Annotated in this window: 18 protein-coding genes, 1 tRNA gene and 2 pseudogenes; 12 read left to right on the top strand and 9 right to left on the bottom strand. The window is 73.2% G+C overall.

The window, feature by feature from the left end:
* Nucleotides 1–112 precede the first annotated feature (112 nt).
* Nucleotides 113–292, top strand: coding sequence for a hypothetical protein (locus tag ASD06_RS02120; RefSeq protein WP_056672416.1), 180 nt, complete (start codon nt 113–115; stop codon nt 290–292).
* A gap of 18 nt (nt 293–310) precedes the next feature.
* Here the strand turns inward: ASD06_RS02120 and ASD06_RS02115 are convergent, their stop codons facing one another.
* The 4 genes and pseudogenes from ASD06_RS02115 to ASD06_RS02105 form a co-directional block, all read right to left on the bottom strand.
* Nucleotides 311–1,627, bottom strand: coding sequence for an AarF/ABC1/UbiB kinase family protein (locus ASD06_RS02115; RefSeq protein ID WP_056673004.1), 1,317 nt, complete (start codon nt 1,625–1,627; stop codon nt 311–313).
* Nucleotides 1,628–1,642: 15 nt separating this feature from the next.
* Nucleotides 1,643–2,680 carry a hypothetical protein gene (locus tag ASD06_RS02110; RefSeq protein WP_157371436.1) on the bottom strand — a complete coding sequence of 346 codons (1,038 nt, stop codon included), beginning with the start codon at nt 2,678–2,680 and terminating at the stop codon, nt 1,643–1,645.
* A gap of 371 nt (nt 2,681–3,051) precedes the next feature.
* Nucleotides 3,052–3,171 (bottom strand): annotated as a pseudogene (locus ASD06_RS19525) (DUF5679 domain-containing protein); the annotation flags it as partial.
* 490 nt (nt 3,172–3,661) lie between these two features.
* Complete coding sequence (locus ASD06_RS02105; protein WP_157371435.1) at nt 3,662–4,663, bottom strand: hypothetical protein; 1,002 nt, start codon at nt 4,661–4,663, stop codon at nt 3,662–3,664.
* Between the two features lie 117 nt (nt 4,664–4,780).
* Between ASD06_RS02105 and ASD06_RS02095 the strand changes: the two genes are divergently transcribed.
* Both ASD06_RS02095 and ASD06_RS02090 read left to right on the top strand, forming a co-directional pair.
* Nucleotides 4,781–5,395: a YgjP-like metallopeptidase domain-containing protein gene (locus tag ASD06_RS02095; protein WP_082537593.1), complete on the top strand. Its 615-nt coding sequence runs from the start codon at nt 4,781–4,783 to the stop codon at nt 5,393–5,395.
* Nucleotides 5,392–5,811, top strand: coding sequence for a rhodanese-like domain-containing protein (locus ASD06_RS02090; RefSeq protein ID WP_056672408.1), 420 nt, complete (start codon nt 5,392–5,394; stop codon nt 5,809–5,811). Before ASD06_RS02095 ends, ASD06_RS02090 begins: the two co-directional genes overlap by 4 nt.
* A gap of 62 nt (nt 5,812–5,873) precedes the next feature.
* Here ASD06_RS02090 and ASD06_RS02085 read toward each other — a convergent pair whose 3' ends face one another.
* Entirely contained in the window at nt 5,874–6,452 is a 579-nt protein-coding gene (locus ASD06_RS02085) for an NUDIX hydrolase (RefSeq protein ID WP_056672406.1), read from the bottom strand.
* The gene (locus ASD06_RS02080) at nt 6,449–7,897 is read right to left on the bottom strand and encodes a zinc-dependent metalloprotease (protein ID WP_056672404.1); all 1,449 of its coding nucleotides are present in this window, start codon (nt 7,895–7,897) and stop codon (nt 6,449–6,451) included. Before ASD06_RS02080 ends, ASD06_RS02085 begins: the two co-directional genes overlap by 4 nt.
* Before the next feature lie 143 nt (nt 7,898–8,040).
* On the opposite strand from ASD06_RS02080, the gene ASD06_RS02075 reads away from it, so the two are divergent.
* Genes ASD06_RS02075 through ASD06_RS02060 form a run of 4 tightly spaced genes read left to right on the top strand, consistent with a single transcriptional unit; the run spans nt 8,041 to nt 11,005 of the window.
* Entirely contained in the window at nt 8,041–9,195 is a 1,155-nt protein-coding gene (locus tag ASD06_RS02075; protein WP_056672402.1) for an NAD-dependent epimerase/dehydratase family protein, read from the top strand.
* Nucleotides 9,195–9,623 (top strand): molybdenum cofactor biosynthesis protein MoaE, encoded by a 429-nt coding sequence (locus tag ASD06_RS02070; protein WP_056672400.1) that lies wholly within the window; start codon nt 9,195–9,197, stop codon nt 9,621–9,623. The genes ASD06_RS02075 and ASD06_RS02070 overlap by 1 nt, the downstream gene beginning before the upstream one ends.
* A gap of 30 nt (nt 9,624–9,653) precedes the next feature.
* Complete coding sequence (locus tag ASD06_RS02065) at nt 9,654–9,899, top strand: hypothetical protein (protein ID WP_157371434.1); 246 nt, start codon at nt 9,654–9,656, stop codon at nt 9,897–9,899.
* The gene (locus ASD06_RS02060) at nt 9,896–11,005 is read left to right on the top strand and encodes a PDZ domain-containing protein (protein WP_056672396.1); all 1,110 of its coding nucleotides are present in this window, start codon (nt 9,896–9,898) and stop codon (nt 11,003–11,005) included. Before ASD06_RS02065 ends, ASD06_RS02060 begins: the two co-directional genes overlap by 4 nt.
* Nucleotides 11,006–11,031: 26 nt before the next feature.
* Here the strand turns inward: ASD06_RS02060 and ASD06_RS02055 are convergent, their stop codons facing one another.
* Nucleotides 11,032–11,559 carry a PPA1309 family protein gene (locus tag ASD06_RS02055; protein WP_200941796.1) on the bottom strand — a complete coding sequence of 176 codons (528 nt, stop codon included), beginning with the start codon at nt 11,557–11,559 and terminating at the stop codon, nt 11,032–11,034.
* A gap of 72 nt (nt 11,560–11,631) precedes the next feature.
* On the opposite strand from ASD06_RS02055, the pseudogene ASD06_RS19875 reads away from it, so the two are divergent.
* The 3 genes and pseudogenes from ASD06_RS19875 to ASD06_RS02045 form a co-directional block, all read left to right on the top strand.
* A pseudogene (locus tag ASD06_RS19875) lies at nt 11,632–11,989 on the top strand (UPF0182 family protein); the annotation flags it as partial.
* Nucleotides 11,990–12,025: 36 nt separating this feature from the next.
* Nucleotides 12,026–14,680, top strand: a complete 2,655-nt coding sequence (locus tag ASD06_RS19745) for a UPF0182 family protein (protein WP_369853654.1) — start codon at nt 12,026–12,028, stop codon at nt 14,678–14,680.
* Between the two features lie 135 nt (nt 14,681–14,815).
* A tRNA-Met gene (locus ASD06_RS02045) sits at nt 14,816–14,892 on the top strand.
* Between the two features lie 39 nt (nt 14,893–14,931).
* Here ASD06_RS02045 and ASD06_RS02040 read toward each other — a convergent pair.
* Together ASD06_RS02040 and ASD06_RS02035 are read right to left on the bottom strand one after the other, a co-directional pair.
* Nucleotides 14,932–16,095 (bottom strand): MFS transporter, encoded by a 1,164-nt coding sequence (locus tag ASD06_RS02040; RefSeq protein ID WP_056672392.1) that lies wholly within the window; start codon nt 16,093–16,095, stop codon nt 14,932–14,934.
* Nucleotides 16,096–16,136: 41 nt separating this feature from the next.
* Nucleotides 16,137–17,327: a CaiB/BaiF CoA-transferase family protein gene (locus ASD06_RS02035; RefSeq protein ID WP_200941795.1), complete on the bottom strand. Its 1,191-nt coding sequence runs from the start codon at nt 17,325–17,327 to the stop codon at nt 16,137–16,139.
* 103 nt (nt 17,328–17,430) lie between these two features.
* On the opposite strand from ASD06_RS02035, the gene ASD06_RS02030 reads away from it, so the two are divergent.
* A complete protein-coding gene (locus ASD06_RS02030; RefSeq protein WP_056672388.1) occupies nt 17,431–18,465 on the top strand; it encodes a PfkB family carbohydrate kinase in 1,035 nt (344 codons plus the stop codon).
* A 49-nt stretch (nt 18,466–18,514) separates the two neighbouring features.
* A complete protein-coding gene (locus ASD06_RS02025) occupies nt 18,515–19,600 on the top strand; it encodes a Gfo/Idh/MocA family protein (protein ID WP_082537590.1) in 1,086 nt (361 codons plus the stop codon).
* Nucleotides 19,601–19,662: the final 62 nt, after the last annotated feature.

Genomic DNA, 19,662 nt, shown 5'->3' with positions numbered 1-19,662 from the left:
CGTGCACTTCGGGTCCGAAGTGCACGCGCGCCGCGCCTCAGGCGTACACGTTGGATCCAAGGTGCACGCATCCCAGCGGCGGTGTCGGCGGCGCGGGCGTAGCGTCGAGTTCATGAGCGACCCGACCGTCCCGCGCTGTGCGCTCTGCGAGCGCGATGCCCCGCACGACGGATCCTGGCGCCTCACCTGGGTGGCGGGGCTCGAGCGCGGACGCGAGGTGTGGACCTGCGACCGCTGCGCCCGCACCCACCTGCGCAGCATCGAGGCCAAGATCGACACCGCCTGGTGGTGAGTGGCGGCTAGTGAGCCGTCAGGGTTCGGGGTCGAAGCCGGGCAGGTGCTTGCGCAGCACCTCGCGGACGGCGACCTCCCCCTCGATCTGGCACAGCACGCCGATGCCGCCGAGCCACACGCGGTGGATCAGCAGGTACTGCGGCGGCAGGTTGAGCTTCAGCCCCACGCCCCACTGCGGCCGGCGAGGGTCGTTGATGTGCGCGAACAGGTCGCGCAGGAACTCGCGGGTGAACCGGAAGGTGTCGTCGCGGGCCGGCTCGAGGAACGGCTGGAGGTAGGTCAGCAGCGCCTTGCCGTCGACGTTGATGGACGGCTTGATGAACCCGTCGTCGCGCAGGCCCTGCACGACGGCCTCGTCGTCGCCGTCCAGCGCGCGCGCCAGGAGTGCACCCATGTGCGGTGGCAGCCCGTCGGGCAGCCGGTTGACCGCGCCGTAGTCGAGGATGCCGAGCCGCCCGTCGTCCGTCATCCGGAAGTTGCCGGGGTGCGGGTCGGCGTGCAGCAACCCCGCGCGCTGCGGGCCGGCCAGCAGGAACTCCAGGTAGCGCGCGGCCGCCGCGTCGCGCTCCTCGACCGTGCCGCTCGCGATGATGCGCGACAGCGGCGTGCCGTCGAGCCACTGCGAGACGATGACGTGCTCGGTGTTCGCGACGACCGCCGGGATGGCGAAGCTGTCGTCGCCCTCGAAGGCGGCGTGGAAGCCGGCCTGGGCCTCGGCCTCCATGGTGTAGTCGAGCTCCTCACGGGCTCGGGCGATCAGCTCGTCCATGATCGGTTTGATGTCGATTCCGGGCACCCAGCCAGCCGACACGCGCGCGACGCGCGACACCTGCGTGAGGTCGGAGATCAGCGCCTGTCCCGCCCCGGGGTACTGGATCTTCACCGCGACCTCGCGGCCGTCCTTCCACACCGCGCGGTGCACCTGGCCGATGGACGCCGCCGCTGCGGGCTTGTCGTCGAACGACGTGAACTTGCGCCGCCACTGCCGGCCCAGCTCCTCGGCCAGCACCTGGTGCACCGTGGCCGCCGGGAGGGGAGGTGCGGCGTCCTGCAGCTTGGTGAGCGTCGCGCGGTAGGGGCCGGCGATCTCCTCGGGCAGGGCTGCCTCGAAGATGCTCATCGCCTGGCCGAACTTCATCGCGCCGCCCTTGAGCTCGCCGAGCACCTTGAACAGCTGCTCGGCGGTGCGGGCCTGCACCTCGGCGGCCACCAGCTCGGCCGGACGGCCCCCGACGCGCCGCCCGAAGCCGAGCGCGGTGCGGCCGGCGAAGCCGAGCGGGAGGCTCGCGAGCTTCGCCGTGCGCGTCACGGCCTTGCGGGGCAGGTCAGTCACGTCCGCCATTGTGGGTCACGGCACCGACGCGCGCATGGGTGCCCCGCTCCCGGCGCTCCCGGCGCTGCTGGCGCTGCTGGCGAGAGCGCGAGGGATGGCGAGCGCCTGGCACCCGCACGCCGAGTGCGGCCGCCACCGCCGTCGTTCGACCAGCCCGTCGGGCAGTTCCACCTCGAGCGTGCGCCCCACGGACGCTGGCACGGCGCATCTGTCGAGCTGGGTGAGCACCTGCAACGACGCCAGCCCGGCGGCGAGCACCGTCGACGCCGTCTCCCGCGGCACCGCGCCGGTTCGCTGTCGCACCAGCTGGGCGACGACGTGCGGCCAGGCGGGGTCGCGGTCGGCGCGGTGCAGATCGAGGCAGCGCAGGCACGCCGAGCGTCCGGGCAGCACCATCGGCCCCACCACGAGACGTTCGCCGCAGACGAGCACGGCCAGGTGCACCTGGTCGGTGGCCACGAGCGCGTCGGCCTCGCAGACGTCGACCGCGTCGGTGCGCACGAGCACGTGGACGTCGGCGCGGGGGGTCTGGGCGCTGCGAGCTCGTGAGACCGTGCCGACGCCCGCTGCGGCGAGGGTGGTCGCGATGGCGTCCGCCAGCGGCCCCGCGCCGTCGACGAGCACGTGCCGGCGCGTGCGGGCGGCCACCAGCGCGATGCCGTCGGCTGCGGTGGCTTGGGGTTCGGTGGGGTAGACGCCGGCCCACACACCGGCGTCCGGCGCCAGCCGCGCGCGGCGCTGGGGGCCGAGGCGGGTGACGTCGTCGCGCTGCTCGCGGGTCAGGTTCGGCGCGGCCGCGGCGTCCGAGATGACTCCCGCGCTGGCCAGCACCGCGAGCAGCGCGTCGACCCGCTCGGCCGACACGCCGATCGAGGCGGCCAGGCCGTGCAGCGCAGCGAGGTCGCGCAGGCCGTCCATCGCCTCGACGAGCACCTCGTCGCCCGGCTGCAGGCCGCTGACGACGACCCCTCGCTCGGGGCGCAGGCCGACCTGCAGCGTGCTGCGGTCACGCCACAGCACGCGAAGCGAGGGATCCAGTCGGGGTCGAAGCACTCTTCGAGCCTGGCAGGTCCGACGTCCGGGCCGCGGCCGCCGTCCACAGCCCCCACCGTGCGCCGCGTGGGTTTGGCGCGGTGGCACCCCGTCGCCTACCTAGTGAAGTAGGGGCACCCAGCGGCCACCAACGAATGAAGTGAAGCGCCCCAGTGACAGCGAGACGGCGTCGCCACGCGCGTCGACGGTGGGGAAGATCGCTTCACTCGGCGATGGCCACTGGGTGCCCCTACTGCCTTAGGAGTGCAGCAGGGTGCCACCGCGCTCACAGTCGGGGGCGGGCGCCGCCCTCGCCCGGACACGCCGAAGGGCGGCCCGCCGTGCGGACCGCCCTTCGGTGCTGTCGAGCTCGATCGAGCCGACTGCGTAGCTCAGGCCTTGCCGAGGATCCGGTTGAGGTTGGTGCCGCACACGGGGCACACGCCCTTGGCCATGCGACGGCCGTTCGTCTCGACGACCTTGCCCTCGGCCTCGCGCTTCTCCTTGCACTTNNGGGGTCGTTCGGTGGCGGTCGGCGCCCGAGCGGGTCAGGGCTCGTGCCTGGCCGCCTGTCGGGGTTGTCCACCTCCGGACGCAGGGTCCGGACGGCGCACCGAGCCTGGGGCGTGCGCCCTCGTGCTCACCGATCGGCCCTCACCATAGACCAGTCCGTGCTCAGGTGAGGGGAGGCGGGGTCCCCACGACACGCGCGAAGCCCCCTGGGGCGCGCGCGGGAGCCACCCGCATCTTCCCCAAGTGCAGGTGGTCCCGGGTTATCCCAGGGGGCCTCGTTGAACGCAACGCTAGGACCGCGTCACTGGCGCGGTCAACGTCGTCGGCGCGTCGCCTGTGCACAACCTGTGGACAAGCTGGGGACAAGGGCTTCCACGCCTGTGGGACGCCGGGGGACGGCCCTGTGGACAACCGGGGACGACGGCTGCCCGCGACGCGCTGACCTGCAGCGGGAGCGTCCACAGACTGTGGACGGAAAGTTCTCCGGACCTAGCAGCCGGGCACCGCCACGGTCACGGCGTCGGACGTCTCGTCGCGCGCCTCGAACCACATCGGCGGTTGCACCGCCAGCGCCTTGCGGACCACCCGCTCGGGGCCAATCTGGAGGGTCACCGTGAAGGCCGTCCGCGGGAATGGTTTCGCGACGCCGTTCGGGCTCGGACGCCGGTCGATGCCGGGAGTGAAGGTCATGTCGCCGTCGTAGCTCTCGGCCATGGTGCGCGGCACGTTGTTGAGGTCGTTGCCGCTCGCGCCGCCGTCGATGGCGTAGATCTGCCCGTACACCAGCCCGACGGCTCGCACGTGCGCAGTGAAGTAGCCGTCGGTCGGGGGCTTGGCCGCGCAGTCGCGCCTGACGTCGGTGACCTCGAGCGTCGGCGTGGGCGCGTGCCACACGCCGTCTCTGCACGACGGGACCACCACGGCGTTCGGGTGGGCAAGCGCCTTGGTCGAGTCCGCCGTGACCAGGACGACTCTCCAGCCGGAGGACTCGCCCGCAGTGATCGCGGGTCCGGCCACCTGGCGCAGCGTCCAGGTGTCGCGCAGTCCGTAGGACGGGACGCTGCCGTCGCTCCCCGGCCCGGCGTCGGTCATCGACGGCAGCCTCGCGCTCGACCGCAGGAGCCGGCCCGCTCGGTCGATCATGAGCAACCGCACCTGCTGGCGGCGCAGCTCGCCCACCTTGAACCGCACCTGCACGGCGTTCGGCGCCGTGCACGAGCGGCTCACGGTCAGCACGCGCTGCAGCCCGTCGAAGTGCCGCTCGTCGAGGTTTCTCACGTGGACGCCGGGGGCCGTGGTGCCGGGCGGCGCCGCCACCTTGCTCGTGGCCGACGCGGTGGCGGTCGGTGACCCGCTGGCCGTCGTCATCGGGCTGGTCGCAGTAGTCGAGGTAGCGCTCGCCCCGACCGCGTGGGTGTTGCCGGCGACTGCGCTGCCACAGCTCGACACGGCGAGTACCGCGGCGGCGACGCACGCCAGCGTCATGGTCATGCGTCGTCCCGCCACGTCGGCCCCCTCGCGCGCTGCGTTCGTGGGGTCATGGTGACGCCCTGTGGACACGCTGCACAAGGACCCGGGAATGTCCGGAGCGCGAGGTACCGTCCACCTATGGCCACTGAGGTCGAGGTGCGTCGCAGCCGGCGCCGGCGCCGCACCGTGAGCGCCTACCGCGACGGCGGGCGCACCGTCGTGCTCATCCCCGCCCGGTTCACCCGGTCGGAAGAGGCCGAGTGGGTCGCCGCCATGGTCAAGCGGCTGGAGGCCCAGGACAAGCGCCGCCGGCCCAGCGACGCCGCACTCGCGCGCCGGGCCGGTGAGCTGTCGGCCCGCTACCTCGGCGGCCACGCGCGGCCGGCGTCCGTGGCCTGGGTGAGCAACCAGAACTCCCGGTGGGGGTCGTGCACGCCCATGGACGGCACGATCCGGATCAGCTCGCGCGTGCGCGGCATGCCGTCGTGGGTGCTCGACTACGTGCTGCTGCACGAGCTCGCCCACCTGCTCGAGCCGCGGCACGGCCCGAGCTTCTGGGCGCTGCTGCAGTCCTACCCGCGCACCGAGCGCGCCCGGGGGTACCTCGAGGGCGTCTCGGCGGCGTCCGGCCTCGACGTCAGCGACACCGACGACGAACTGGGCGACGAGCCGGACGACCAGCCCGACGCCCAGCCCGACGCCGACCCCGACGACCAGCCCGACGCCCAGCCCGACGCCGACACCGCGGGGTGAGCCCGCCCGCGGTCGATCCGCCGTCCGGTGTCGACGCCCTGCTCGCCGAGGCGCGCCGTGGGCTGCGGCGCTACTCAGCGCGCGAGGCGTACGCCGCCCTGGCGCGCGGCGCGCTGCTCGTCGACACGCGCACGCCGGAGCAGCGCCGCGAGCAGGGTGAGCTGCCGGGGGCGGTGGTCATCGACCGCACGGTGCTCGAGTGGCGGCTCGACCCCGCGAGCGGTGTCGCCATCGCGGAGGCGGGGCCCGACGTCGAGGTGATCGTGATCTGCCGGCAGGGGTACAGCTCGAGCCTTGCCGCCCGCAGCCTGCGCGACCTCGGCCTGCACCGGACCACCGACGTCGTGGGCGGTGTCGAGGCGTGGCTGGCAGCCGGCTTACCAGTGGACGACGGCCCCGCTGACGTCCGCCGCTGACTCGCAGACCCGCAGACCCGCAGACCCGCAGACCCGCAGACCCGAAGTGCACGCGCGGGCGCTCAGGAGTGGGCGGCCAGGCGCAGGGTGCGAACGGCGGCCGGCAGCCGCACCGGCAGGTCGACGACCACGTTGTCGGGCAGCGCGTCGAGCGGCCACCACGCGACGTCGTGGCTCTCGTCGCTGACGGCCGGCACGGCGTCCGCGTCGGCCACGGCAGCGAACGCGACGTCGAGGTGCTCGCGACAGCGCCCGAACGCCGGCGGCAGCGCGTGCCGGTTGAGGTCGACGATCGCGGGGGCCCCGGCGAGATCGCCCCCGACCAGGCGCAGCGCCACGCCCGACTCCTCGGTGCCCTCGCGCAGCGCCGCCCCGGCGAGCGTCGCGTCGCCCCGCTCGAGGTGACCGCCGAACTGCACCCAGAAGTTGCCCTTGCGGTGCAACGTCATGAGCGTGCGCTCGCCGGCGGGGTCGAAGACGAAACAGCTCGCCGTCACGTGCTCCGGTGGCCCCTCACGCCAGATCCCGTTGGGGTGCGCGGCCAGGTGGGCGAGGTAGTTCGCGCGCAAGGCCGACTGCGCGTCGTCCGGCGGCGACCAGGCCGACAGGGTGCGGACGACGTCGGCCAGCAGGTCGCTCACGCGTCGTCGCCGGAAGCGTCCTCGCCCGACAGCAGCCGCTCGATGGCGGCGTCGACGTCGGCCGAGGTGGCGTCGGCGTCGGCGCGCCGCTCGGCGTAGCCCATGGGGTCGTCGAGGTCGTCGGCCGTGGGCATGAGGTCGGGGTGCGACCAGACGCCGTCGCGTCCCTCCACACCGCGCGAGCGCTCGATCACCTGCCACAGCGCGGCGGCGTCACGCATCCGCCGCGGCCGCAGCTCGAGGCCGACGAGCGCCGAGAACGTCTGCTCCGCCGGGCCGCCGATCGCCCGGCGCCGGCGCACCGTCTCGCGCAGCGCGCTCGCGTGCGGCAGCGCGGACGCCGAGGCGTCCGTGACCACCTCGACCCACCCCTCGAGCAGCGCGAGCGCCGTCTCGAGCCGGTCGAGCGCGGCCTGCTGCGCGGGCGTGCGCTCGGGCTCGAACAGCCCGCTCGACAACGCCTGCTGCAGGCCCGCGGGGTCGCTCGGGTCGGCCTCGCGCAGCGCCGCCTCGATGCGGCTGGTGTCGATCGTGATGCCGCGCGCGTAGTCCTCGACGGCGCCGAGCAGCCAGCCCGCCAGCCACGGCACGTGCGCGAACAGCCGCGAGCGCGCCGCCTCGCGCAGCGCCAGGTAGAGGCGCACCTCGTCGGCGGGCACGTCGAGCCCCTCGCCGAACGCCGCGACGCCGGCTGGCAGCAGCACCACGGACCCCGCCTCGACGAGCGGCAGGCCGATCTCGGTGCCGCTGACCACCTCGGTGGCGAGCGTGCCGACCGCCTGGCCCACCTGCATGCCGAACACCGACCCGCCGACCTGGCGCATCATCTGCTGCGCCGAGCCGCCGAGCATCGCGCCGAGCGGGCCGCCCAGCTGGGCGGCGAGCTCCGGCGGCGCCTGCTGCGTCATCGCCTCGGTCATCGCGTTGCCCACGCTCTCGGCCACCGGCTCGACCAGCCGCCGCCACACCGGCCGGGTGCCCTCGACCCACTCGGCCCGGCTCCACGCGAGCGCGCGGGCCCCGGCGGCGGGCAGGCTCGTGTGGTCGTCGAGCCAGGTGTCGGCCAGGCGCAGCGCCTCGGCCACCGCCCGCTCCTCGGACGCCGACACGCTGGCGTCACCGTGCTCGCTCACCACCTGGCGGGCGATCTCGATGGCGAGGTCCCAGTTCACCGGGCCCCCGTCGCCGGGCGTGGCGAGCATGCGCTGCACCTGGCTCATCATCGCCGTGACCTGCGCGGCGTCGACGGGGCCGGCGCCCGCGGCCTGCAGCGCCTGGGCCAGCGCCTCGGGGTCGCCTGCGCCGCCGAACAGCGCCGCGAAGGGGTTGGCGCCGTCGCCCGGCTGCTCGTCACGGTCTCGGCGGTCGCCGTCGCCGCGGTCGCCACCGCCGCCGTCGTCGTCGTCGTCGGGGCCCGCCGGACCGAAGCCCATCGGTCGGTTCATCGCGCACGCTCCTCGCTCGTGTGGGCTCGCTCGCGGACGGCGAACCGGGCGGTCGTCGCGCCCGCCGCACGGGGTGCCTGAGAGGATGGCGCCCCAGCAGGTGCGATCTGGGCCTGTCACGACCTTAACCAGGGAGGTGCCCGGTGAGTTCCCCCGCCGAGGGTGCCTCCACCCAGGGTTCACGCAGAGCGAAGTCGGCCCCGCGCCGCGGAGCGCGTCGGGGCGGGCGTGGCGGCCGCCCCACCGTCGCCGTCGTCGGCGCGGCCGACGCCCTGGGGACGCTCGTCGTCGAGCGGCTGCGCGCGCGGGCCGAGGCCGGCGAGGTCGGCAAGATCATCGCCCTCGACGTCGAACGTGGGCCGGCCGACGCCAGCTGGCGGATCGGGCCGCTCGACGTCCCGGAGGTGGCCGGGCGGCTGCGCGGCGCTGACGTCGTCGTGCTGCTCGCGGCGGCCACCGACCTCGCCGCGGCGCTGGCCACGCCGTCGGGGGAGCGGCGCGACCACGCCGTCCGGCAGGCGCAGGCGGTAGCCACCGCTGCTGCGGCCGTGGGGGCAAGCCGGCTCGTCGCCGTCACCAGCGCCATGGTGCTCGGTGCCACTGCTGACAATCCCGTGCCCCTGCCCGACGACGCCCCCGTCGCCGCGCTGCCGGACGGCGGGGTGGTGGGCGACCTGCTCGAGGTCGAGCAGGTGCTGGCCCGGGTGAGCCGCACGCACCCCGGCGTGTCGGTGACCGTGCTGCGGCCGGCCGCGCTCGTGGGCCCGGGGGTCGACACGGTCACCACGCGGCACTTCGAGGCTCCCCGGCTGCTCGCCGTGCGCGACGCCGGCACGCGCTGGCAGTTCTGCCACCTCGCCGACCTCGCCGAGGCGGTGGCCGTCGCGATCACCGCGGGGCTCGACGGCTCGCTCACGGTGGGCTGCGAGGGGTCGCTCGAGCAGGGCGAGGTCGAGAAGCTGTCGGGCATGCGGCGCGTCGAGCTGCCCGCGTCGCTGGCCTTCGGGACGGCGGAGCGGCTGCACCGCGTGGGGGTGCTGCCCGCGCCGGCGAGCGACCTGGCGTTCGTGGTGCACCCGTGGGTCGTGGCGGCGTCCCGGCTGCGCGAGGCGGGCTGGGCACCGACGTATGACAACCAGACCGCCCTCGGCGAGCTCCTGGAGCAGGTGCGCGGGCACCACGCGCTGGCGTCGCGGCGGCTCGACCGGCGCGACGCGGCGCTCGGCGCTGCGGGTGCGGCGGTGGCCCTGGTGGGAACGGCGGCGATCGTGCGCCGTCGGCGGCGAAGGGAACCCTGATGACGGACGCGACGGTGCGGCTGGTCGACATCCGCGAGACGGCCCTGTCGGTCGACGAGGTGCACGCCGCCGTCGCCGACCCGCGCGCCGGTGGCCTGGCGCTGTTCGTGGGTTCGGTGCGCGACGCCGACCACGAGCGCGAGGTCAACGCGCTGGCCTACTCGGCGCACCCGACGGCGGCAGAACGACTTCGTGAGGTCTGCGAGCAGGTGGCCGCACACCACGACGTCGTCGCCGTGGCCGCGGTGCACCGGGTGGGTGACCTGGCCATCGGCGACCTGGCGGTCGTCGTCGGCGTGAGCGCCGTGCACCGCGGCGAGGCCTTCGACGCGGCGCGCGACCTGATCGACACGCTCAAGTCGACCGTGCCGATCTGGAAGCACCAGGAGTTCGGCGACGGCACCCAGGAGTGGGTCGGCCTGCCGTGAGCGGCAGTTACGCTCGTGAGGTGAGTGGCCGTGGGTGAAGCGATCGAGGCAGTGACGGCGCCGTCGGCGCGCGCGTTGGCGTCCGGGGTGTCAGTGTCGAGCGCGCCGTTCTGGTTCTGGTGGCTCGTGCCGGTCGTGCTCACGCTGCTGGTCGTGGCGGGGGTCGCGTTGGCCCGGCGTGAACGGCCCCGCAAGGGCGTGGAGGCGGTCGACGACTACGCCCGCTTCCGCCAGGCGATGGCGCAGGTCCGCGAGAGCACACGGAGGAACGGGTGAGCCGAGTCGACCAGACGGTGCCGGTGCTCGGGAGGCCACCGTCGTCGTCCGGGCTGTCGCCGCGGGCGCTGACCATCCTCATCACGGGGGTGCTCGCGATCGCGCTCGCGGCCATCGTCGCGCTGATGCCCGCGCCGTACGCGATCTACTCGCCGGGCCCGGCCACGAACGTGCTCGGCAAGGTGGGCGGGACGCCGCTCATCAGCATCGACGGGCAGCCGAGCTATCGGCCGACGTCGGGCACGCTGGACATGACCACGGTCGCGGTCTCCGGCGGCCCGGGCCACGAGGTGGGTCTCGGCGAGGTGCTGAGCGCGTGGGTGTCGCCCACGCAGGCGGTGATCCCGGTGGAGCAGGTGTTCCCGCCCGGGCAGAGCGAGCAGCAGACCGAGCAGGAGAACGCCGCCGAGATGTCGCAGTCGCAGGAGGACGCGACGGCGGCGGGGCTGCGCGAGCTGGGCGAGAAGGTGCCCGAGGCGGTGAAGATCGTCGAGGTCAGCAAGGACGTGCCGGCGGCGTCGGTGCTCAAGGCCGGTGACGTCGTCCTGACGCTGCAGGGCGAGCCGGTGAAGACCGCCGAGGGCCTGCGCTCGAGGATCCAGGGGCTGAAGCCCGGGCAGAGCGTGCAGCTCACGGTGCGCCGCGACGGCAAGCCGGTGGACGTCACGACGACGACCACGACGTCCGACGGGCGCACGGTGCTGGGCGTCGGGATCTCGTCGTCCTACGACTTCCCGGTCGACGTCAAGTTCGCGACCAAGGACGTCGGTGGGCCGAGCGCGGGCATGATGTTCGCCCTCGGCATCTACGACCTGCTGACGCCGGGCAGCCTCACCGGCGGCGCGAAGATCGCCGGCACCGGCACGATCGACGGCGCGGGCGAGGTAGGGCCGATCGGCGGCATCGCGCAGAAGCTCGTGGGCGCTCGCGACGCGGGAGCGCAGTGGTTCCTCGCGCCGGCCAGCAACTGCGACGAGGTCGTGGGCAACGTGCCCGACGGCCTACGGGTGGTGCGCACGTCGTCGCTGCACGAGTCGAGGCTGGACGTGGAGAAGATCGCGAGCGGGCAGGGAGCGTCCCTGCCCACCTGCACCACCGCGGGCTGACCTGCCTCGAGCAGGACGCCGGAGGGTCAGTCCTCGAGGGTGGCGGCGAGGGCGGCGACCAGGCCGGGCACCAGCTCGGGCCCGACGGCCACCGACCCGGGCTCGTCGTGCGTGCGCTGACGCAGGCCGCACTGGTGCTCACCGGAGCGCAGGACGGCGACGGTGAGCCGGACGTCCTCGCGCTGCGGGTGCTGGGCCAGGTGCTCGACGGCCTCCTCGGGCCGCGAGGGCAGGTCTCGCTCGGCCTCCGGCGGGACGACGAGCCGCTCGACCGTGAGCGCCACGCCGTCGACGTCGGGCCCCCACGCCATCTGGCGCAGCATCGACTCCAGGCTGCTGGTGGCGGGTAGCCCTTCCTGCTCGACGGCGATGAGGTGGCCGGCGTCGGCGTCCGCGGCGGCGATCGTGCCAGGATCGAGCTGACCGCGCAGCGCCGGCTCGCGTTCGAGCAGCGACGCGGTGCGCACGAGGGCGAACAGCCGCGGCGGCTGGTCCCAGCCGGCCTCGGCCACGTGGCGTTCGGTCTCGAGCAGGGCGCGCGTCAAGGAGTCCACGCCTTCGATTGTCCCAGGCGCCGACCGCGTCGATCACGGCGGGAACCTCAGCGGCCGCCGGTAAGTTGAGTCGTGGAGGGCGCTGCTGCGCGCCCCGAGGGCAGCCGGAGAGGGAACGCCGTGAGCTTCAACCCACCCTGGGGTGGATCGTCGCGTGGGGGCGACCGGCCGGTGGTGCGGCCGCGCAAGCGCAGCCCGCTGGTGCCCACGATCGTCGTGGTGGTGGCCGTCATCGTGCTGGCGGTGTTCGCCTCGCGGCTGTGGGTCGACGTCCTGTGGTTCGACTCGATCGGCTACCTGAAGGTCTTCACGACGACGCTGGGTGCGCGCGTGCTGTTGTTCGCGGTGGCGGCGGTGCTCACGGGCGGCGCGGTCGCAGCCAGCCTGTCGATCGCGTATCGCACCCGGCCGGTCTACGCACCGGTGTCGCNCGAGCCTCGACCACTACCGCGCGCAGGTCGAGCCGCTGCGGCGGGCGGCCGGCGTCGTCCTGCCGGTGGCGGTGGGCCTGATCGCGGGGGCGGCGGCGTCCGGCAAGTGGCAGGTCTACCTGTTGTGGCGCAACCGCACGCCGTTCGGGGTGAAGGACCCGCAGTTCAAGATCGACCTCGGCTTCTTCGTCTTCACGATGCCGTTCCTGCGGCTGGTGCTGAGCGTGCTCATGGCCGCGGTGGTGCTGTCGGCGATCTCGGCGTTCGTCGTCCACTACCTGTACGGCGGCCTGCGCCTGCAGGGTGGCGACCAGCGGACGACGAAGGCGGCGCGGGTGCACCTGTCGGTGCTGCTGGGCCTGTTTCTGCTGCTGCGCGGCGCGAGCTACTGGCTCGACCGGTACTCGCTGACGACGGCGCAGCACTCGCTGGCGCGGGACTTCACGGGCATGACCTACACCGACGTCAACGCGGTGCTGCCGGCGAAGATGTTCCTGGCCATCGCCTCGGTGGTGGTGGGGCTGCTGGTGATCGGTGCGATCTGGCTGGGTTCGTGGCGCTTGCCCGGGCTGGGCGTGGCGCTGCTGCTGATCTGCGCGATCGTCGTCGGTGGGCTGTATCCGGCTGCGGTGCAGCGGTTCCAGGTGAAGCCGAGCGAGTCGTCGCGCGAGACGCCGTACATCGCGCGCAACATCGCGGCGACGCGCGAGGCCTACGGGCTGAAGAACGTCGAGATCCAGGAGTTCGACGCCAAGACCACCGCGACCAGCGGCCAGCTGCGCGACGACGCCGAGACGGTGCCGGGGATCCGCCTGCTCGACCCGGCGCTGGTGTCGGACGCGTTCCGCCAGCTGGAGCAGGTGCGGCAGTACTACGCGTTCCCTGACTCGTTGGACGTCGACCGCTACACGATCGACGGCAAGTCGCGCGACACGGTGCTGGCGGTGCGCGAGCTCGAGCTCGACGGCCTGGCCGACGCGCAGCGCAACTGGGTCAACGACCACACCTACTACACGCACGGCTTCGGAGTCGTTGCGGCGTACGGCAACCAGCGCGAGCCCGACGGCAAGCCGCGCTTCTACGAAGGTGACATCCCGCCGTCCGGGCAGCTGGGGGAGTACGAGCCGCGCATCTACTTCGGTGAGAAGTCGCCGTCGTACTCCATCGTCGGCGCGCCCAAGGGGACGACGCCGGTCGAGCTCGACTACCCAGACACCAGCGCGTCGGGGCAGAAGAACAACACGTACACCGGCAAGGGCGGCGTAGCGATCGGGTCCTTCGCGCGGCGGGTGGCGTTCGCGATGGCGATGCAGGAGTACAACATCCTGCTGTCCGACCGCGTGAACTCGCAGTCGCGGATCCTGTTCGACCGCAACCCGCGACAGCGCGTCGAGAAGGTCGCGCCGTGGCTGACGGTGGACGGCGACCCGTATCCGGCCGTGGTCGACGGCCGGATTCAGTGGATCCTCGACGGCTACACGACGTCGGACATGTACCCGAACGCGCAGAAGGCCCTGCTGGGCGACGTCACGGCCGACTCGCTGACGGCGCAGACGACGAGCGTCGCGGCGTTGCAGAACAGCCGGATCAACTACATCCGCAACTCGGTGAAGGCGACCGTCGACGCGTACGACGGCTCGGTGAAGCTGTACGCGTGGGATGACTCCGACCCGGTGCTGAAGTCGTGGATGAAGGTGTTCCCCGGCACGGTGCAGCCGCTGTCGAAGATCTCGGGCGATCTGATGTCGCACCTGCGCTACCCCGAGGACCTGTTCAAGGTGCAGCGCTCGCTGCTCGCGCGCTACCACGTGAGCGACCCCGGCGCGTTCTACGGCGGCTCGGACTTCTGGCGGGTGCCGGACGACCCCACGCACACCGGCGCGGTCGACCAGCCGCCGTACTACCTGACGCTGCAGATGCCGGGGCAGAAGCAGCCGTCGTTCTCACTGACGTCGACGTTCATCCCCAGCGGTAGCGGCACGCGCAACGTGCTGACGGCGTTCGCCGCGGTGGACGCCAACGCCGGCTCCGAGGCGGGCACCAAGCGCGACGGCTACGGAACGATCCGGGTGCTGCAGCTGCCGAAGGACACGGTCGTCTCCGGCCCGGGCCAGGTGCAGAACAACTTCAACTCCAACACCACGGTGTCGAACACGCTGAACCTGCTGCGACAGGGCGGCTCGACGAAGGTCGAGAACGGCAACCTGCTGACCCTTCCGGTCGGTGGCGGCCTGCTCTACGTGCAGCCGGTGTACGTGCGGGGCACCGGCACCACGTCGTACCCGTTGCTGCAGAAGGTGCTCGTGAGCTTCGGCGACAAGATCGGCTTCGCCGACACCCTCGACGAGGCGCTCGACCAGGTGTTCGGCGGCAACTCGGGTGCGTCGGCCGGGGACGCCGGCACGGGCGGCTCGACGGGCGGCTCGACCGGCGGCGGCACCACCACCGGCGGCGGGACGACGGGTGGCGGGGCTTCGGCGTCCGCTGACCTGAAGCAGGCGCTGGCTGACGCGCAGAAGGCGATCCAGGACGGCCAGGCGGCGCTGGGCAAGGGCGATTTCGCGGCCTACGGCGAGGCGCAGAAGCGCCTGCAGGACGCGCTGCAGCGGGCGGTGGACGCCGAGAACTCGTCGACGCCGGCTCCGACCGCGACGGCCACGCCGACGCCTTCGCCCAGCGCGACGCCGTGAGCGTGCGGTCGTAGGTGCGGCGGGGCGGTCGCGATCGCGACCACTCCGCCGCGCCCATCACCGCACGTCGGGCCGGATTTGGCGCTCTCGCCGGAGTGTCGTAACCTAGAGGAAGTTCGGCCGCGAGGCTGACGGCGCGGGGTGGAGCAGCTCGGTAGCTCGCTGGGCTCATAACCCAGAGGTCGCAGGTTCAAATCCTGCCCCCGCTACCACCGACGAACGGCCCTCACAGCGACTGTGAGGGCCGTTCGTCATGTCTCGGCGTGCGCACGCTGTCCAGGCGGCCGGGCGCCGAAGAGCGTCAGCACCGACCCGGCCACGAGCAGCCCGGCGGTGAGAGCGACGCCGCGAGAGCCCCAGGTCGCCAGCAGCTGCGCGCCCACCAGGGCGCCCCCGGCGATGCCGACGTTGAACGCGGAGTTGACGACGGCGGAACCGGCGTCGGGTGCCGTCGGCGCGCTGCGCAGGGCCAGGGTCTGGACCACCGTCGGCAGCGCGCCGAACCCGAGTCCCCACACCACCAGTGCGGCCGCGCCGACGAGCGGCGAGGCTCCGAGGGCCCAGAGGCCGAGCAGGGCCACGACGACCAGCACGCCTGCTGTGCGCAGGGTGCCGGTGAGGTGCCGGTCGGCTGTGGCGGCCGCCACCAGGACGCCGGCCACCCCGGCGACGCCGTAGCCGAACAGGGCGGCGCTGAGCGCGAGGGGCCCCAGCCCGGCGTCCGCCATCAACACGCTCACGTAGGTGTAGGCGGTGTAGTGGCCCAGCATGAGCAGCGCCACCAGGGCCCCGACCCGGAGGATGGCGCGGCCCCGGACGGCGGTGAGCACCGGCTCGTGCCCCTGGTGGGCGGGCGGGGGCGTCGCGGGCATGACGACGCTCACGATGACCGCGAGCAGGGCGAGGGCGAGGCCGACGAACCCGAAGACCCAGCGCCAGCCGACGACCGCGCCCACCGCCGTCCCGACGGGTATGCCGAGCGCCACCCCGAGCGCGTTGCCGGCGCTGATCACGGCGACCGCACGTCCGACGAGCTGCGGCGGCACGGCAGCCGCGGTCGCGGCGAAGACGACGGAGAAGAAGGCGGCGTGAGCCAGGCCGCCGACGAAGCGGGCCGCGAGCGCGACCTCGTAGCGTCCGGCGAGGGCGAACCCGATGCTGCTCAGCGACAGTCCGGCCAGCGCGACGGCCAGCACCCGACGCCGGCTCCAGCGCATCGACAGCGCGGTCAGCGGGATGCAGGTGACGGCCACGACGACGGCGTAGGCGAACACCAGGAGGCCGCCCACCGACTCGCTGCTGCCGAAGGTGCGGCTGATCTGGGGCAGCAGGCTGACCGGCAGCACCTCGGTGGTGATGGCAGCGAAGACGGCGGCCCCGGCGGCGCCGAGGAAGGGCCACGGCAGGCTGGTCAACCGGCCACGTCTCAACCGGCCACGTCTCAACCGGCCACGTCTCAACCGGCCACGTCGCCGTCGAGCCACTCGCGGAGGGCCTGCGTGTGCTCGCCGAGCATCGGCGGCGGCTGGTGGGCTGCGCGCGCGGTGGAGCGGCCGTCGGCGTCCTCCAACCGCAGCGGCGGCCCCGGCAGGTCGACCCGACCGAGCACCGGGTGCTCGACCTCGACCAGCAGTCCCTGGCTCGCGACCTGGTCCCACGCGTACACCTGGTCGAGCGTGCGCACCCGGCCGGCCGGTACGCCCGCCGAGCGCAGGCGAGCGAGCCAGGTGGCCGCGGGTTCGCGGCTGAGGGCTGCCTCGAGCTCGTCCTGCAGCTCGGTCCGGTGCGCCACGCGCAGGGCGTTGCTGACGTAGCGCGCGTCCTGCGCATCGACCCCGACGACCCGCGCCAGCGCGAGCCACTGGCTGTCGTTGCCCACGGCGATCTGCAGCAGCTCGTCAGCCGTCCGGAACGCGCCGTAGGGCGCGATCGACGGATGGTGGTTGCCGCTCGGCTCAGGCACCTGCCCGGCGACGGTGAACCGCGTGCCCTGGTAGGCGTGCACGCCGACGAGCCCGGCGAGCAGCGACGTCCGGACGACCGTGCCCCTGCCGCTGTGCTGGCGGTCGACCAGGGCGCTCGCCACACCGAAGGCACCGTGGATCCCGGCGAGGAGGTCGGCGATCGGGACGCCGACCTTCGTGGCGGCGCCGGCCGCCGCCCCGGTCAGCGACATCAGGCCGGCTTCGCCCTGGGCGATCTGGTCGAAGCCCGGCCGATCCGCGTCGGGCCCGTCGTGGCCGAAGCCGGTGATCGACAGCACGACGAGCCCCGGGTTGAGCTCGTGCAGCCGGCCGGTCGACAGCCCCAGCCGGTCCATCACGCCAGGCCGGAAGTTCTCGATGAGCACGTCGGCCCGCTGCACGAGCGCCTCGAGCGCCTCGTGGTCGCTCGGGGACTTCAGGTCGAGCTGGATCGACTCCTTGTTGCGGTTGGCGCACAGGAAGTACGTCGACACGGGGGAGTCCTCCGGCCCGACGAAGGGCGGTCCCCAGCTGCGCGACTCGTCTCCGGTCGGGGACTCCACCTTGATGACGCGTGCCCCCATGTCGCCGAGCATCATCGCCGCGTGCGGGCCGGCCAGTGCCCGGGAGAGGTCGACCACCACGACGCCGTCCAGCGGACCGGCCGGAGACGGCTCTGTCACCGAAGACTCCTCCCGAGACGAATGGAAGTAATGAATATGTCTTACCAGGCGACGCAACGCCAGGGGGCTAGCGAGGGTGACGCCGAACTCGCATAATGGTTATGTGCGCAATCACCCCAGCCCGACGCTGCTGACGGTCGGGCGGATCAACCTCGACCTGTTCGCCGAGCCCGGTGCCGGTGGCATCCGGGCCGCTCGCTCCTTCGCGCCGTCCGTCGGCGGAAGCCCCACCAACAGCGCGATCGCTGCTCACCGTCTCGGAGTCCCCTCGGCGGTGCTGACCGCCGTCGGCGACGACGAGGTCGGCGACCTGGTGCACGACCAGCTCGAGGCGACCGGGGTCGACGTGCGCTGGGTGAGCCGCGTCGCGGGTCGCCGGACCTCGATGGCGTTCCTGGCCACGCTCTCGGCCGACGAGGGCGACCGGGTCTTCTACCGACAGAGCGCTGCCGACACCTGGCTCGAGCCTGCGGTCGTGTCGACGCTGCCGTGGGACACCCTCAAGGTGGTGCTGCTTTCGCTCGACTCCCTCGCCGCGGGCAGCACGCCGGATGTCGTCCGCCTCGTCGCGCAGTCAGCCCACGAGCGCGGCGTGGCCGTGTGGTGGGACCTCGACCTGCGACCTGACAGCTGGGCGTCGTCGGCCAGGTACGCCGACGCGGGCGCCCAGGCTCTCGTCGGTGCCGACCTGGTCATCGGCACCGAGGAGGAGTTCGCCGAGCTGTTCGGCATCGCTGCCGCCGCCTCGGCGGCCGACGTGCTGACGGACCGCGTCCGCCGGTTGGAGGCGCCGGTCACGGTGCTCAAGCGTGGCCCGCGAGGCGCCACGCTGATGCGGGCCGGTCAGGACGATGTCGACGTCCCGGCCGTTGCGGCGCAGCCGGTGTGCACGGTCGGCGGGGGAGACTCCGCCACCGGCGGACTGGTCGCCGCCCGCCTCGCCGGCTGCTCCTGGCTGGAGGCGGTGCAGCTCGCGATGCTCGCAGCCGGCCACACCGTGGGCCAGCCCGGCTGCTCGCAGGGCTTCCCGTCACCGCAGGACCTCGGGCTGTCGGCAGTGCAAGCGGATGCGTTGGCGCGCTTCTCGACGCGGTCGTTGACCCCCCGTTCAACCGGCGAATACGTTCAGCGCCAGTAGCCGCCGCGGTCGTTCCCATCCTTCCTGGTCCCCTGAGCGGAGGCGACGCATGTCAGGCAGCAGCCACACCACGTCCCTGGCGATGGTGGGTGTCAGTCACCCCCACTCGTCGGCCCGGTTCAGGAGCGCGAGGGGTCTCGGCGCCGAGGTGGTCGGCGCCTGGGATCCCGACGACGCGGTGCTCGAGGCGTTCTGCGCCGAGGTCGGCACCGTGCCGGCCGGCCTGGACGAGCTGCTGGCCAGCGGGGCGGACGGCGTGCTCGTGCACTCGAAGTCCAAGGACATGGTGTCGCTGGCCGAGCGCGCGCTGGCCGCGGGCAAGGCGGTGCTCGTCGAGAAGCCCGGTGGTGGGTCGCTGGCCGACCTGCGCCGGCTGCACGACCTGGGCAGCCGGGACGGCGCGCTGGTGCGGGTCGGGTACAACTTCCACTACGCGCCGGCGCTGGAGTGGGCGAGGTCGGTGCTCGACCGCGACCCGATCGGGCGGGTGAGCCTGGCCCGAGCGCACGGCGCGAGCTCGTCCGGCGAGCACCTCTCGTCGCACCTGAACCAGGCGGCGGACATGGGGGGCGCGCTCTGGGTCATCGGGTGCCACGTCATCCACCTCATGATCGACCTGCTGGGTCGGCCTCGGGCGGTGCGGGCAACAGTGGAGAAGCTGCCTGGATGGTCGGACGCGTCGTCGCGGGAGGACGTCGCGGCCCTCACCTTCCTCTACGACTCGATGATCGCCAGCTTCGACTTCACCGTCCACGACAACGGTGAGTGGTTCGAGTCGTCCGAGATGACCCTGCACGGCGACGGCGGCCAGCTCACCTTCGGCGTCCTGCCTGCGCGCAGCCGGCTGCTGAGCCTCGGTGGGGTCGATGGCCTGGCCCCGGGGTGGCACGACTGGCGCGAGAGCAGCTTCGTCAGCTCGTGGACCGGCGACGTGTCGGGCTTCAGTGACCTCGCGCAGGTGGGCAACCGGACGTTCTTCGACCGCGAGCTCGCGGAGTTCGTGGAGGCGATCCACGGGGCGCCTCCTCGCGGTGTCACCACGCAGACGGCCCTCGACGTCGCCCTGATCGTGGCCGCCGCGTACCAGTCGGCGGCGCAGGACGGTCGGTCGGTGGTGCTCGACGAGCTCGAATGAAGCGATCACCGTTGACAATCAAGCATAACGAATACAATGATACGTGGAGTAGTGCATCGAGC

The sequence above is a fragment of the Angustibacter sp. Root456 genome, from assembly GCF_001426435.1.
In the GTDB taxonomy this organism is placed as follows: domain Bacteria; phylum Actinomycetota; class Actinomycetes; order Actinomycetales; family Angustibacteraceae; genus Angustibacter.
This window is presented reverse-complemented; position numbering and strand designations above follow the sequence as displayed.